The organism is Parasphingorhabdus sp. (assembly GCF_039968395.1).
Lineage (GTDB): Bacteria > Pseudomonadota > Alphaproteobacteria > Sphingomonadales > Sphingomonadaceae > Parasphingorhabdus.
On sequence record NZ_JBDVPV010000001.1, the window covers coordinates 343557 to 357154 of the forward strand.

14 protein-coding genes are annotated in these 13598 nt (G+C 55.4%); 8 read left to right on the forward strand and 6 right to left on the reverse strand.

Features of this window, described 5'->3' with window-relative positions; genetic code table 11:
* Positions 1–54 precede the first annotated feature (54 nt).
* From ABJI30_RS01685 to ABJI30_RS01695, 3 genes are all read left to right on the forward strand, one after another.
* The gene (locus ABJI30_RS01685) at positions 55–978 is read left to right on the forward strand and encodes a haloalkane dehalogenase (RefSeq protein ID WP_348015161.1); all 924 of its coding nucleotides are present in this window, start codon (positions 55–57) and stop codon (positions 976–978) included.
* A gap of 24 nt (positions 979–1002) precedes the next feature.
* A complete protein-coding gene (locus tag ABJI30_RS01690) occupies positions 1003–1716 on the forward strand; it encodes a LytTR family DNA-binding domain-containing protein (RefSeq protein WP_348015162.1) in 714 nt (237 codons plus the stop codon).
* Positions 1717–1812: 96 nt separating this feature from the next.
* A complete protein-coding gene (locus tag ABJI30_RS01695; RefSeq protein ID WP_348015163.1) occupies positions 1813–2901 on the forward strand; it encodes an alpha/beta fold hydrolase in 1089 nt (362 codons plus the stop codon).
* A 28-nt stretch (positions 2902–2929) separates the two neighbouring features.
* Here the strand turns inward: ABJI30_RS01695 and ABJI30_RS01700 are convergent, their stop codons facing one another.
* The 5 genes from ABJI30_RS01700 to ABJI30_RS01720 all read right to left on the reverse strand — a co-directional run bounded on the left by ABJI30_RS01700 (position 2930) and on the right by ABJI30_RS01720 (position 7696).
* On the reverse strand, positions 2930–3208 hold the full coding sequence (locus ABJI30_RS01700) for a hypothetical protein (RefSeq protein WP_348015164.1): 279 nt from the start codon (positions 3206–3208) through the stop codon (positions 2930–2932).
* 239 nt (positions 3209–3447) lie between these two features.
* Entirely contained in the window at positions 3448–4293 is an 846-nt protein-coding gene (locus ABJI30_RS01705) for a S1/P1 nuclease (protein WP_348015165.1), read from the reverse strand.
* A gap of 40 nt (positions 4294–4333) precedes the next feature.
* Complete coding sequence (locus ABJI30_RS01710; protein WP_348015166.1) at positions 4334–5857, reverse strand: carboxyl transferase domain-containing protein; 1524 nt, start codon at positions 5855–5857, stop codon at positions 4334–4336.
* A gap of 73 nt (positions 5858–5930) precedes the next feature.
* The gene (locus ABJI30_RS01715) at positions 5931–6881 is read right to left on the reverse strand and encodes an isoaspartyl peptidase/L-asparaginase (RefSeq protein WP_348015225.1); all 951 of its coding nucleotides are present in this window, start codon (positions 6879–6881) and stop codon (positions 5931–5933) included.
* A 149-nt stretch (positions 6882–7030) separates the two neighbouring features.
* Entirely contained in the window at positions 7031–7696 is a 666-nt protein-coding gene (locus ABJI30_RS01720; protein WP_348015167.1) for an SDR family oxidoreductase, read from the reverse strand.
* A gap of 115 nt (positions 7697–7811) precedes the next feature.
* On the opposite strand from ABJI30_RS01720, the gene ispG reads away from it, so the two are divergent.
* The gene (gene ispG, locus ABJI30_RS01725; RefSeq protein ID WP_348015168.1) at positions 7812–8948 is read left to right on the forward strand and encodes a flavodoxin-dependent (E)-4-hydroxy-3-methylbut-2-enyl-diphosphate synthase; all 1137 of its coding nucleotides are present in this window, start codon (positions 7812–7814) and stop codon (positions 8946–8948) included.
* 15 nt (positions 8949–8963) lie between these two features.
* Here the strand turns inward: ispG and ABJI30_RS01730 are convergent, their stop codons facing one another.
* The gene (locus ABJI30_RS01730) at positions 8964–9479 is read right to left on the reverse strand and encodes an Rrf2 family transcriptional regulator (RefSeq protein WP_348015169.1); all 516 of its coding nucleotides are present in this window, start codon (positions 9477–9479) and stop codon (positions 8964–8966) included.
* 75 nt (positions 9480–9554) lie between these two features.
* On the opposite strand from ABJI30_RS01730, the gene ABJI30_RS01735 reads away from it, so the two are divergent.
* From ABJI30_RS01735 to gspN, 4 genes are read left to right on the forward strand one after another with little or no spacing between them, the layout of a single operon-like run.
* Positions 9555–10481: a hypothetical protein gene (locus ABJI30_RS01735; RefSeq protein ID WP_348015170.1), complete on the forward strand. Its 927-nt coding sequence runs from the start codon at positions 9555–9557 to the stop codon at positions 10479–10481.
* A 58-nt stretch (positions 10482–10539) separates the two neighbouring features.
* Positions 10540–11949 carry an NAD(P)-binding protein gene (locus ABJI30_RS01740; RefSeq protein WP_348015171.1) on the forward strand — a complete coding sequence of 470 codons (1410 nt, stop codon included), beginning with the start codon at positions 10540–10542 and terminating at the stop codon, positions 11947–11949.
* A gap of 36 nt (positions 11950–11985) precedes the next feature.
* The gene (locus tag ABJI30_RS01745; protein WP_348025382.1) at positions 11986–12474 is read left to right on the forward strand and encodes a thioredoxin family protein; all 489 of its coding nucleotides are present in this window, start codon (positions 11986–11988) and stop codon (positions 12472–12474) included.
* A complete protein-coding gene (gene gspN, locus ABJI30_RS01750; protein ID WP_348015173.1) occupies positions 12471–13190 on the forward strand; it encodes a type II secretion system protein N in 720 nt (239 codons plus the stop codon). Before ABJI30_RS01745 ends, gspN begins: the two co-directional genes overlap by 4 nt.
* Positions 13191–13598: the final 408 nt, after the last annotated feature.

Genomic DNA, 13598 nt, shown 5'->3' on the forward strand with positions numbered 1-13598 from the left:
GCCATTCGGTCTGCCTGACAGGTTTTAAACTGAAACTTTTGACAGGAGCCCGCCATGTCCGATTTTGCCGCAGCGATCAAAGCCGTTCGTACCCCCGATGATCGCTTCTCCGGGGTTCCGGATTTTGATTATCCGGTTCACTATGTCGAAGATCTGCCGGGATATGAAGGTTTGCGCGCCGCTTATGTTGATGCCGGTTCACCGGATGCTGACCGCAGCTTTCTGTGTCTGCACGGCGAGCCAAGCTGGTCGTTTCTCTATCGCCGGATGATCCCGGTTTTTCTCGAATCCGGTGCCCGGGTCGTAGCGCCGGATTTCTTCGGCTTCGGCCGGTCAGACAAACCGACCGAGCTCGACACCTACACATTTGACTTTCATCGGAATTACATATTGGCTCTGGTTGAACGACTGGACCTGACCAACATCACACTGGTGGTTCAGGACTGGGGTGGTTTGATTGGCCTCACTTTGCCGGTCGATAATCAGTTCAAGGAACGTCTGTCACGTTTGATCGTGATGAATACCGCGCTGGGGTTGGGGCGCTCGCCGGGCGATGGTTTTAACGCCTGGAAGGAGTTTGCGCTCAACACCCCGGAATTTAAAACGGGCCAGATTATCGCCAGCGGGACGCCGCATCTGACAGCCGAAGAAATTGCCGCTTATGATGCCCCTTTCCCAGACCCCAGTTATCAGGCAGGCGCGCGAAAATTCCCTGCGCTCGTGCCCGTTTCTCCTGAAATGGGCGGTGTGGAAGTCAGTATGGAAGCTGCCGTCTTCTGGAAAGAAGAGTGGCAGGGTCAAAGTTTCATGGCAGTTGGCGATGCAGATCCGGTCCTCGGGCCACCGGCTATGATGAAGCTGAAACAGCTGATTAACGGGTGCCCCGAACCGATGATGATCGAGGGCGGTGGTCATTTTGTACAGGAATGGGGCGAGCCCATTGCCAAGGCTGCGCTGAAGGCATTTGGCGATATTTGAGCTGCTGACTTTGAGGGAGAAAACATGACGACAATTCTGGACAAAATGTTTCTGCGTCCGCTTGCCACGACACAGATTTTCCGGATTTCAACAGGCTTAACTGTTGCAGCGGCTATTTATTGTCTAGCCTATACCGCCTTTGCCGGACGTATGGCCACTCTGGAAGAGGCGTTTGTATGGCCGATCCTCAATATCCTTCCCTGGTTTGTCTGTTTTGAAATCGCCAAGCGACTTGCCGGCTGGCCAAAAAAAGTCGCTTTGATCCTGTCAGTCCTTTTCGTCATGGCGATCATTGACAGCCTGTTCTCGCATGACCTTTCTGTGTCGACCGGGACGGTGCTGTTTGAAATGACCCGACGTGTTCCGGGAGCGGGACTGGTTGTGGGGCTGCTGGCTTTGAGTGAAATCACAAAGCATTTTGCTCTGGCAGAAGCACCCGCCAACAGTCCCCTATTGGATTCTGAGGATCTCCCCCTGCTCGCCAGCCAGATTAACTGGATCTCGGCCGCAGGAAATTATGTCGAATTGCACGGGGTAGAAAAACCGGTGTTGCATCGCGCACCAATCTCGATGGTTGAACGCGCGCTGGCTGATCACGGTTTCGTCCGCGTACATCGTTCAGTGCTTGTTTCCCGCCGTGCAATTGCAAGCGTTGCCAAAGGTCTCGTGACGTTGAAATGCGGACGCACATTCAAGATTGGCAACCGGTACCGGTCGGCACTTGATCAGATAGGTTAGTCACCCACAAAAATTTCATCCCTTCGTCACATCTGGCTTCTCCAATGGTGATTCCATCATCCATGTGGTTCTGACCAATGCAAGAAAGGGAAATCCATGCGTATCATGTTAACCGGGCTGGCTCTGCTTTTTTCACAAACGGCCGCACATTCCGAAACACGTTTGAACGGTGATCTGCCGGTCAAGGCAGCGGTTGCTCTGGAGTCGACCGAAGGACTGGAAACCGAATATGGAATGATCCGCACCAGCGAAGGCTTGCGCTTGCGCAGTTTTGTGACGCGTCCGCAAGGAACAAGCGAGCGACTGCCCGCAATATTCGTTACCCAGTGGGTGTCTTGTGGTTCCATGCGTTTTTCCGATGCACGTGATTCACAGTTGAAACTGCTCGCCCGGCAATCCGGCATGGTCATGATCCGGATTGACCGATCTGGTTCGGGAGACAGTGAAGGTCTCGGCTGCGACAAGCTCGATTATGATACTGAAGTCCGGCATTATCGCGAGGCTCTTGTTCAGGTGAAGCAGCACCCTTGGGTTGACCCGGATCGTGTCGTCATTTTGGGTAGCAGTCTGGGTTCAACAACCGCGCCACTGGTTGCGGAAGGTAACAACGTCGCCGGTGTTGTCGTGCAGGGTGGCGGAGCGGTAACCTATATGGAACGAATGATCGGATTTGAACGAAACTACCTCGAACGGTCCGGCAAAGTGACCCCACGGGACATTCATGCGCAAATGGTCCTGCGAATGAGATTCCTGCACCACTATCTCACCGAAAAGAAGACTCCCGCGCAAATTGCCGTGCAATACCCAGATCTCGCAAACGTCTGGAAAAATATTCGTGGCACCGAGGACAACACCCATTACGGACGCCCCTTTGCCTGGCACCAGCAGGCAGCAGACCGAAACTTTCTCTCCGCATGGCTATCGCTGGACGTCCCTGTGATGACCATTTTCGGAGAATATGATCAGTTTGAAACGCGACATGGCCACCGCATGATAGTGGATCTGATAAATCGCAAAAGTCCCGGAAAGGCTGAATGGCTGGAACTTGGCCAGGCGGACCACAGTTTGTGGCTGTATGCGGATGAATATGCAGCATATGCCGATGAAAATGGCACACGCGCACATGCGCTATATGTGACGCCTGTCAGTCGCTGGCTGCAACGTATCACCGGCCTTCCCAGATAGGATGAAGGTCGTGTCCAGAGCTTCTGGCTCAGGCCGCCATTGCGGTTTTGCTGAAATTCTCCGTAAACCGCGGTTGCATCGGCTGACTGGCCACCATGGCCAGCGGCAGAGCGGTTTCGCAATGTGCGCATTCGGCGCTGAAGCGACCGATATGCCAGTGCGATTTTCCGCATCCGGGACAGCGATTGACGATGTCCAGATGATAAATCGGCTGATAGCCGCGCTGCACCTGTTCTTCCTGCGCAGAATGGGATGATCCGGCATTGTGCTGAGGCCGGTTGATGAATGAACGGGGGGACAAATACATCTTCACTTCCTTCTGGTTTGTGCCAAACTCAACTCGCAGATAATCGTCATTTCAGACTGAATTGACGGTGAACCGTTTGTTTCGGTCGGTGAAAGGATATTCGGTTCACAAGATTTAGATAGTATGTTTCTGCCAACCCCCCGTGATGTATCGCACATTGCCACTTAAACCATTGAATCGGGACGGTAAAAAAACGCAAAATCTCGTCCCGATTTGAACCAGTCTGTTTATGGAAATGCTTAATTCAACGATTCATCCAGCAGACGGGCGAGCCGCAGCCCTGCGCGCTGGATCTGGAGTCGGGTGATCGGGACCAGATTTCTGATCTCTTCATTGTCGACACGGGCGCGTCCGGTGACCGGCGGGCCACAGGATGGCGCATCTTCGGCCGTTTTATAACTATGGTCGCGCGAAACCTGCCACGCCTGCATGGCCCAGAAATCCGTGGTTCCAAAGGCCATTTCCGCTTTTTTGTCAGGGTGATAGCGACGGACCAGATCCGGACCGTCGCTGATCGCGCGCTCGGCCATCGGGCCGTCCCATAGGGAATGGAGATTCAAGCGTCCTTCGATGATGCCATAGGCCGCGCTGACGTCATTTCCACCGCGATCCCCGCGGTCACCAATGTGCAAGGGCATGTGCATGTCACCGACAAAATGGACCAGGAAGGTTAACGCCTCCAGCCGGACATGGGCGGGACGTGATTTGTCCTTGAGCAGAGCGGCGTTGCGATCAATCTGCGCGGATACGCAATTGCCGTTTGCACAGGCGGCCTTGAGATCAAATGGCTTGCAGATATCAATATTTTGATAGTGCCAGGGGAAGGTATAATTCCAGCGCAGGCGATCCTGACGGATACAATCTGGCCAGACGCTGGCATCGCTAATGGTCTTTAACTTGCATTGCGGGGTGCCGAGCAGCTTCGATACCCGAAACAGTGCGTTCATCTGCCGTTTGGTGGTGGTTGAAATATTCTTGTCCGCGATACCGGCAATCGTGCGATGGCCATAATCCCACCATGCGAGAGCCGGTGCGGGAGCGCAAAGCATCGCGGTCAAAAGCAGGTGGCTCAACAATCGCATCATCGTGACCCGCATCTCAGGACATGCATGTGACAGGCCCGTGTCATTCCGCCGCCAGTTTCTGCCATGCCAGTTCCGTGAATTCGCACAGCAGCGGGCGCGTATCGCGAGGATCGATGATATCCTCGACGCTGAATTGCTCTGCAGTGCGAAATGGTGACGTAACCTGATTGAGTTTCGCCTTGATTTCGGCCAGCCGTGCCGCCGGATCTTCGGACGCTTCGATATCAGCTTTATAGGCGACCTCCAGCCCGCCCGCGATAGGCAGGGAGCCCCAGTCGCCAGAGGGCCAGGCAAAGCGATACTGGAATTTCTCGGCATTGCTCATAGCGCTGCCGGCGATGCCATAAGCGCGGCGCACGATCACGCTGGCCCACGGTACCGTCGCTTTATATACCGCATTCATCGCCTGGACCCCGTACCGGATCGTGCCGGTGCGTTCGGCGTCCTCACCAATCATGAAGCCGGGATTGTCGACAAGATGGATGACAGGCAGCCGGAACTGATCAGCCATTTTTGCAAAACGTTCGACTTTCTCCGAAGACTTGGCTTCCCATGACCCGCCCAGAAAACTGGGATCGTTGGCCAGTACCGCAACCGGATATCCATCGAGCCGCGCAAAGGCCGTGATTGCCGCCCGGCCCCAACGCTTGCCCATCTCAAATACACTGCCTTCATCGAACACGCTCTGCATGATCTTGCGCATCGAATAGACTTGCTTGTCTTCCCGCGGCACCGCGGAGAGCAAGCTCTCGTCCCGCCGGTCGACCGGGTCCCGGCATTCGGTTCGGGTGGCGCGCTGGTTGACGTTGCTCGGCAAATAAGAGAGAAACTTGCGCGCTGTCGCAAAGGCTTCGGCCTCGCTGCTCACTTCTTCGTCCACGACACCATTGGTGGCATGAATCTCGCTGCCGCCCAGTTCTTCCTTGGTCAGTGTGTCGCCAATGGCCGCTGCAACGGCGGGGCCAGCTGCGAATAATTGCGACAGGCCGCGCACCATGATCGAATAATGGCTGGCTACCGTGCGCGCGGCACCCATGCCGGCAGTCGGGCCCAAAGCCAGTGCGACGACGGGAACGGTTTCCTGATTTTTGATAATGTCTTCCCAGCCAGGCACTGCCGGGACATACGTAAATCCCATATCTTCGAGGCTTTTGACCGAACCACCGCCGCCAGTGCCGTCGATCATCCGGATCATCGGGATGCCCAGAGTGTGTGCCATTTTCTCGCATTGCGTGAACTTGCGATGCAACGCTGCATCCGCTGCCCCGCCGCGCACGGTAAAATCATCCGCCGATGCCACGACAGGCCGACCTTCAATATTGGCGCGACCAAAAATCAGATTGCTTGGAGCAAAATCCTCAAATTCGGCCTTGTCATTATACGTGCCGCGCCCGGCAATTTTCCCGATCTCACGAAAGCTGCCTTCATCGACAATACCGGCGATACGCGCCCGCGCGTCCAGTTTGCCGCGTCCGTGCTGACGCGCGACTTTCTCCTCGCCGCCCATTTTCTCCGCGAGCCGTTCGCGCTCGCGTAATTCTTCTATCTCAGGTTTCCATGTCATGGCAGAAGCTTAACCGAGCGATTAAGTCAGGGGAAGCGTGAATCTCAACCCAAAGTCGGGACAGGCGAGGCGCCTATTCTTCGTCGCCGTAAATCCCGACCATTTTTACGCCCCTGCTGTTCGCCTTGCCGCGATACATGCCGGGGGTGTTGTAGCTCCAGGCGAATGTCCCGTCCGGGGCCGCGACAATGACGCCGCCGGTTCCGCCCAGTTCACCCAGTTCCTTCATTACCTGATCAGCAGCGGTCTTCGCATCTTCGCCTTTGAACCGCATCCGGGCACAGATTTCATGGGCAACGCCGAGGCGGATATAATATTCACCTGCTCCAGTCGCCGAGATCGCGCAGGCGCGATTGTCAGCATAGGTGCCAGCGCCAATAATCGGCGAATCGCCAATCCGGCCCCAGCGTTTTCCGGTCAGGCCGCCGGTAGATGTCCCGGCCGCGACGTTGCCGGCCTGGTCAACAGCGACTGCGCCGACGGTGCCATATTTCATGTCGATATCGAAATAACTGACCTTGTCGCCATCTTTACCGGCCTGTCGTGCCTTGAGTTCCTCCAGCTGACGGTAACGCTCGTCTGTAGCAAACCATTGTGGTCCGGCCTGTTCGAGACCGCGCAACTGCGCAAATTCATTCGCGCCTTCGCGGCTGAGCAGAACATGGGGGCTTTGATCTTTGACCGCCCGGGCCAGCTTGATCGGGTTCTTGGTGGTGGTGCTGCCAGCCACGGCTCCGGCTTCACGGGTTTCGCCGTCCATGAACGCGGCGTCCATTTCGTTGCGGCCTTTATAGGTAAACACGCTGCCACGCCCGGCGTTGAAATTGGGATCATCTTCCAGCACGACAATCGCAGCTTCGACGGCATCCATCGATGTTCCGCCACCGTCCAGTACCGCTGATCCGGCTTCCAGCGCACGTGTTAGAGCTGCGCGGACTTCACTATCTTTCTCTGCAGTCAGTCGATTGCGTTCAATAACACCCGCACCGCCGTGAATCACCAGGGACCAGTTTTTATCAGACATAGGTTCGGCTTTCTTCTCTTGAGCGGTGGCCGCGCTGCCCAAAGACAGGGCGGCGATTGCGGCAATCAGGGATTTGAACATTGCGCATCTCCTCTTTGTCACGGGATTAGCGCGGACCGGAAAACCCCGCAAGCGAATAGCGGGCCTGCTTACCAGGGAATGCTCTGCCCGTCATAATTGTGGAATGTTCCGGTCTGATCATGATTCAGTCCATCAATTACCTGCCGCATTCCGCTGACGCTTTCTTGTGGGGACAACGGGGCCTGCGGGCCTCCCATATCGGTTTTTACCCAGCCGGGGTGCAGCATCGCCAAAGTCAGGCCGTCGTCTTTCCACTGCAGTGCAAGAGATTTCCATGCCTGATTCACGGCGGCCTTGCTCGAACGGTAATACATCATGCTGCCGGTGTCATTCTCGGCAATGCTGCCCACCTGACTGGAAAGCACCATCATTTTCTTGTCCTTTGATCGCGCGACATTGTCCTTGAGCGCGGTGGCCAGTTGAACAGGTGCCACGACGTTAACGGCGAAAAGGTCCAGCCAGCCACTGCGATCCAGGTCCATCGGTCCGTAAATGCCGGCATTGTTGATAAACAGATCGATCGGTTGATCGCCAATTTCGGCAGCAAATTGTGCAATGCTGGTCTCGTCTGCGGCATCCAGCGCCATGACTTGCACATTGCCAATCGCGTTCAGTTCTTCCGCTTTTTCCGGCGCTCGTGCAGTCGCCATGACATCCCAGCCATTGTTCGAATATTGCTTTGCCATTTCGAGGCCAAGGCCGCGATTGGCTCCGGTAATCAATACTGTTCCCATGGCTATTTCCTTTGAATCTGGGGTTTTTTCGTGCGGGATGCAATCGCCCCTCGCACCAGTGATGTGAAGCCGCTATATAGCGCGTAATGAACAACAGTGTAGCAGGTTTTCGAGCATGACCACCCATAATCCCTCATTGCGTCCGTGGCGTGACATCGAGCGCCGCAAAAGCCGCCAGATCATGGTCGGCGATGTGGCCGTGGGCGGCGATGCACCGATTACCGTGCAGACCATGACTAACACGTTGACGTCGGATGCCAAGGCAACGATTGACCAGATTCGCCGCTGCGAAGATGCGGGTGTGGATATTATTCGTGTCTCTTGCCCCGATGTCGAAAGCACCACGGCATTGAAGCAGATTGTTCGCGCCAGCCGTGTGCCTGTGGTTGCGGATATCCACTTCCACTACAAGAGAGGCATAGAGGCGGCCGAGGCAGGCGCGGCCTGTTTGCGTATCAATCCGGGCAATATCGGATCGTCGGCGCGGGTAAAGGAAGTGGTCGATGCGGCCAAGGCCAATGGATGTGCCATCCGGATTGGCGTCAACGCGGGCAGCCTCGAAAAAGACCTGCTCGAGAAATATGGCGAACCTTGCCCGGAGGCTTTGGTCGAAAGCGCGCTGGATCATATCAAGCTGCTGCAGGACCATGATTTTCATGAGTATAAGGTCGCGGTAAAGGCATCGGACGTGTTTCTGGCGGTGGCGGCTTACATGCAGCTCGCTGATGCGGTGGATTGCCCTCTGCATGTCGGGGTTACCGAAGCCGGCGGGTTAATCGGCGGCACAGTGAAAAGCGCTATCGGTATCGGCAACTTGCTGTGGGCAGGAATTGGCGACACAATCCGTGTCAGCCTGTCCGCCGATCCCGAGGAGGAAGTTCGCGTCGGTTATGAAATGCTGAAATCACTGGGTCTGCGGACGCGCGGTGTCCGGGTGGTCTCCTGCCCATCCTGTGCGCGCCAGGGATTTGACGTTATCCGCACGGTTCAGACGCTGGAAGAACGGCTCCAGCATATCCGCACACCGCTGTCGCTCTCCGTGCTCGGCTGCGTTGTCAATGGACCCGGCGAGGCACGCGAAACTGATATCGGCATCACCGGCGGCGGCAAGGGCAAGCATATGGTCTATCTGTCCGGCGTGACCGATCACCATGTCGAAGATGGCGATATGGTCGATCATATCGTGAAGCTCGTCGAAGCCAAGGCAGCGGAGATTGAGGACGCCGGAGAGCAGGTTGAAGCGGCGGAGTGACGGTTGACCAAACTGTCAACATCTGGCTACCGACTTTCCCAAAGGCACGGCCTCCGCATTCAGCCAGCCCATGACATCCAGCAAATGCTCCTGCTCTGAATCCTGTACCACTTGCGCACCGAGTTCGGCCAGCGTTGTCGCCTTCAACATATCGCGAAATGCTGTTTCTGCGGCGGTAAAAGCGGAGGCTATCTGACACGGGTTTTTGCAATCTTTCCGCTTCAGACCGCACGGCCCGTTCTGCCGGATTTCGGTGCAGCGAAAAGCAGGCCCCGTGCCTTCAATGGCCGCCGTGATGTCCCACAGATTAATCTCGGTTGCCGGTTTCGCCAGCCGATAGCCGCCGTGAGCACCACGTGAACTTTGCACGATTCCGGCCTTGCTGAGTGCCTGCAGCTGCTTCGCCATATAGGCGGTCGGAACTTCATGATATCGCGCCAGTGCTTCTGCCTTGAGACCCCGACCTTCCGGCAATGCGATCATCATGGCCGCGGCGTGCGCAGCCCATTCAACGCCCTTGGAGATTTGCACAGCTTGACTCTTTTCTTAATTCAGACAATATATATCCGAATAACATGAACTCGCGCCTTTCCAAAGGAAAAAATCATGCAGACCGGCAAAACTGACTTTCTTGATCGTCTCGCGCAATATCTGGTACTTGCTGTCGGCTTGTTTGCGCTATTGTTCGGTGCGTTCATGATCATCAGTCCGCTCGACTGGTACACTGCCCTGCCGACCGTCATCACTACCGGTCCGCCCAACAAGCATTTCATTCGCGATATCGGCATTGCCTATTCAGCCTGCGGATTGATCCTGCTTTATGCGGGCGTTAGCATTCACATGCGATGGCTGGCCGCATTTGCGGGTGCGTTGTGGCTGTCGCTGCATGGCGTTCTCCATATTTACGAAGTTTCCGTGGGCATTTGCTCGCCTGATATATTCTGGGCCGACGCACCCGGTGTGCTGGGCCCGCCATTGCTGGTGTATCTGGCGCTGGCGATTTTGTTTGTCCGTCAGCGCGTGGCGCCAGCGGGAATTCCGAATTCCGCCTTCTTGAAGATCATTGATCAAATGACGCCTGACGAGAGCGCCTATGTCCACGAAATTGCTGCTGCCCCGGGTCATGCGCTTGAAAAGTTCAAACATTTTATGCCGGTCAGCAATCATCGCCGGGAGGCTTCTGCCGAAATGCTGGCGGCGGTCAGAATCGGGGCGACTCTGATCGAGGATTGCGGTCCCTGTGCGATCACCGCAGCACAGGGCGCTCTTGCCGATGGCGTCGACAAAGACACGGTCAACAGGATGTTGGCCGGTGATGTTGACGGGGAGGTCAAAACGGCGTTCGATTTTGGTCAGGCCATGGCCCGTCAGTCGGATGACAGCTTTGCGCTGGGAGATCAGATTGAGGCGCAGCATGGCCGGATAACACGGCTGGAACTGGCGATGGCCGCCGCAACAGTGCGGGTATATCCGGCAATGAAGCGAGGTCTGGGCCTCAGCAAGGCCTGTTCAATGACACCACTGCAAGTTTGATTGCTCCAGCCTCGTTTGATCGTTAGAGGATCAGGAGCCTTATCGAAAAGGAAGCCTGATGCCGAACGCCGAAACCGATTATCTGATCATTGGCAGCGGCGCTGTTGGAATGGCCTTTGCAGATACGTTGCTGGATGAAAGTGATGCGCATATCACCATTGTCGATCGGCACGGCAAACCGGGCGGGCACTGGAACGATGCCTATCCTTTTGTTTCACTGCATCAACCTTCTGCCTTTTACGGTGTGAATTCCACCCAGCTGGGTAGCGGAGAGATTGACAGCACCGGGCCAAATCAGGGCTTTTACGAGCTGGCAACCGGTACCGAGGTTAGCGCCTATTTCGAGCATGTCATGCACCAGCGTTTCCTGCCCAGTGGTCGGGTCGATTATCATTCCATGACCGACTATCTTGGTGACGGGAAATTTGTATCGTTGCTGTCGGGCAAGGAAACCCAACTGACGGTGCGCAAAAAAATTGTGGATTCCACTTATTATGGCACGACCGTGCCATCGACCCACAAACCAAAATTTGATCTGGCTGACGATGTGAATTTCATTCCGCCCAACGATTTGCCAAAACTGTGGCAGGGTCAAGGCCCGCGTCCGGAGAAGTTTGTGATCGTTGGAGCAGGCAAAACCGCGATGGATGTCGGTGTCTGGCTTGTGCGATCCGGCGCGGATCCGGACAGCATCATCTGGGTCTGTCCCCGCGATTCCTGGATACTCAATCGCAATAGCACCCAGCCGGGCAATGAGTTTTTCCACCAAACCATAGGCGGCCAACGCGATATCATGGCGGCCTTGTCTCAGGCAGAAGATGTCGATGATCTGTTCGCCCGTCTCGAAGCCAGCGGCGTGATGCTGCGGATTGATCCGTCCTGCAAACCTGCCATGTTTCACTATGCCACGATCTCGCAGGGTGAAGTCGATATCTTGCGGACGATCAAGAATGTTGTGCGCATGGGCCATGTCGAAAGCATCGACGCGTCTGGCATGCATCTTGTTGATGGCGACTATCCCGTGGAAGGTGAAGCCATTTATATTGATTGCACGGCCACAGCGGTCGAGCGCCGTCCTCTTGTACCGCAATTCCAGGGGGATCTCATAACCCTGCAGATGATCCGTATTCCGCAACCCGCCTTTAGCGCTGCCTTGTCAGCTTTTCTTGAAGTCACCTATGACGATGATGAAACCAAAAACCGCCTGGGCGCACCTATCCCGCTGCCTGACGGCATTGAAGGCTATCCGGCGGCAACCATGACCAACATGATGAACCAGTTTCAATGGTCACAGGACGAGGTTGTGAACAATTGGATTACCGAAAGCCGGCTCGACGGGTTCGGAAAAATGATATTCGGCGTCGCGCCGGATGATGCCGAGAAGATGGCCGTGCTGGAGCAGTTCCGGGCACATGCCATGGCTGCAATGGGAAATATTCCAAAGCTCATCGCGCAGGCAAACGGTTAGATGTTCAAGTGTTTGATAACTGCCTTGAGCCTGCTCATGCTGGTACCCGCTGTGGCTTCAGCCGCGGCTAAATCGGGGTCAGAGCATCCCGAAGCCCGGCCCTATGACAAGACGGCTGAGGCTTCGGTCGTGGTTGATCAGGCGCTGGAACGCGCTGCGGCAACTGGCAAGAAGGTGATCCTGGTGATGGGGGCCAACTGGTGTCACGACAGCCGGGGACTGGCTGGATGGTTTGCGAAACCGCGCTTTGCAGACATGCTGACGGAGCGCTACGAGACCGTTTATATCGACGTCGGGATGCGCGACCGCAATATTGATATTGCCCAGCGGTTTGGAATCAAGCAGATCAAAGGCACTCCCACGATTTTGGTTCTGTCGTCCGCCGGGGTGCTGCTCAACCCGAAATCAGCTCCCAAATGGCGCAATGCAGCGAGCCGGGACGAAGATGACATTTTTCACTATTTTGAAAGTTTTGAGCCAGAGACCGAGAGCAAGACCGAAACAGGGAAACAGGAAAACAGGTGAAACGCGCTTTGACTTATTTGCTCATCCTTCTGGGACTGCTGGCCGTGCTTCTGTTTTTTATGCCGCTGCGTCTGGCGGTCAGCATGGCGGGTCTCGAGGAAACGAAATTTTCTGCGCGTGAAATTAGCGGCAGTATTTGGAACGGGCATATCGAAGCCGCGCGGCTCGGTTCGTTTGATCTCGGTGATCTGGACGCGGGTGTACAATTTTGGCCCTTGCTGTCGGGGCAGATCAAGCTGGATCTGGAACGTCCTGCAACCACTGAGAAAGACGGGCTGACGGCGACTATTGGCAAGCAGGGCAATAGCCTGCTGGTCGAAGGTGCCACGACACGGTTGCTTTTGGGATCACAATTTGCGCCCCTGCCGGCATCCGAAATCGATCTGGATGCCGTGAGCGCCACCTTTGCCAACGGTCGTTGCCAATCAGCAAGCGGGAAAGTCAGACTGTCTCTCGACGCCAATATCCCCGGGTTGGATCTGCGGCAGGGTCTGCTGGGCAATGCAAAATGTGAAGACGGTGTCCTCATCCTGCCGCTGGTAAGTGGATCCGGAATGGAAGAACTCACCATGAAACTGGAAGGCAATGGCTTCTATACAGCGCGCCTGCTGCTGCGCGGTAATCAGAGTGCATGGACGCTCATCCTGCCGACTCTGGGGTTTTTGAAAACACCGGATGGTTATGCGATCAAGATTGCGGGGCAACTGGGACAATAAACCCGGAAGAGTGCCTTCAATATTTGTGGTAGGCTGAACTTTTTTTGTAGGTTTTCTTGCCAGACAGTATTTCAAACGCACGGCGGGTCATTTTTCCCGGAATTCTGATCAACAATGTCATGGCGTGCTTCAGAAGGTACATAAAAACGAAGATCGGGATGAACGGAAAGAGATAGAAATGTTTCCGCAAGGTCTTCGCCACAGGCGATTGATCAGCGAAGCGCACATAAAGTGCGGAAAAAATGAAACTGCTCAATAAATAGCATGTTGATGCAATAGTGATGGTCAACGTCATCGCGACATCCCTCAAATACCGTGTTCCGTTCCCTTGTTTTAAAGATCGTCCTGGTTGGCCCTTCGGCAAGTTTACACTGGTTTCGAAGCTACGCAAATCTGTCCGAACCTATT

Excerpts from the sequence above, each read along its gene's own strand:
- ABJI30_RS01685 (WP_348015161.1), top strand. The coding sequence starts at position 55 with ATGTCCGATTTTGCCGCAGCGATCAAAGCCGTTCGTACCCCCGATGAT.
- ABJI30_RS01690 (WP_348015162.1), top strand. The coding sequence starts at position 1,003 with ATGACGACAATTCTGGACAAAATGTTTCTGCGTCCGCTTGCCACGACA.
- ABJI30_RS01695 (WP_348015163.1), top strand. The coding sequence starts at position 1,813 with ATGCGTATCATGTTAACCGGGCTGGCTCTGCTTTTTTCACAAACGGCC.
- ABJI30_RS01700 (WP_348015164.1), bottom strand. The coding sequence starts at position 3,208 with ATGTATTTGTCCCCCCGTTCATTCATCAACCGGCCTCAGCACAATGCC.
- ABJI30_RS01705 (WP_348015165.1), bottom strand. The coding sequence starts at position 4,293 with ATGATGCGATTGTTGAGCCACCTGCTTTTGACCGCGATGCTTTGCGCT.
- ABJI30_RS01710 (WP_348015166.1), bottom strand. The coding sequence starts at position 5,857 with ATGACATGGAAACCTGAGATAGAAGAATTACGCGAGCGCGAACGGCTC.
- ABJI30_RS01715 (WP_348015225.1), bottom strand. The coding sequence starts at position 6,881 with ATGTCTGATAAAAACTGGTCCCTGGTGATTCACGGCGGTGCGGGTGTT.
- ABJI30_RS01720 (WP_348015167.1), bottom strand. The coding sequence starts at position 7,696 with ATGGGAACAGTATTGATTACCGGAGCCAATCGCGGCCTTGGCCTCGAA.
- ispG (WP_348015168.1), top strand. The coding sequence starts at position 7,812 with ATGACCACCCATAATCCCTCATTGCGTCCGTGGCGTGACATCGAGCGC.
- ABJI30_RS01735 (WP_348015170.1), top strand. The coding sequence starts at position 9,555 with ATGCAGACCGGCAAAACTGACTTTCTTGATCGTCTCGCGCAATATCTG.
- ABJI30_RS01740 (WP_348015171.1), top strand. The coding sequence starts at position 10,540 with ATGCCGAACGCCGAAACCGATTATCTGATCATTGGCAGCGGCGCTGTT.
- ABJI30_RS01745 (WP_348025382.1), top strand. The coding sequence starts at position 11,986 with ATGCTGGTACCCGCTGTGGCTTCAGCCGCGGCTAAATCGGGGTCAGAG.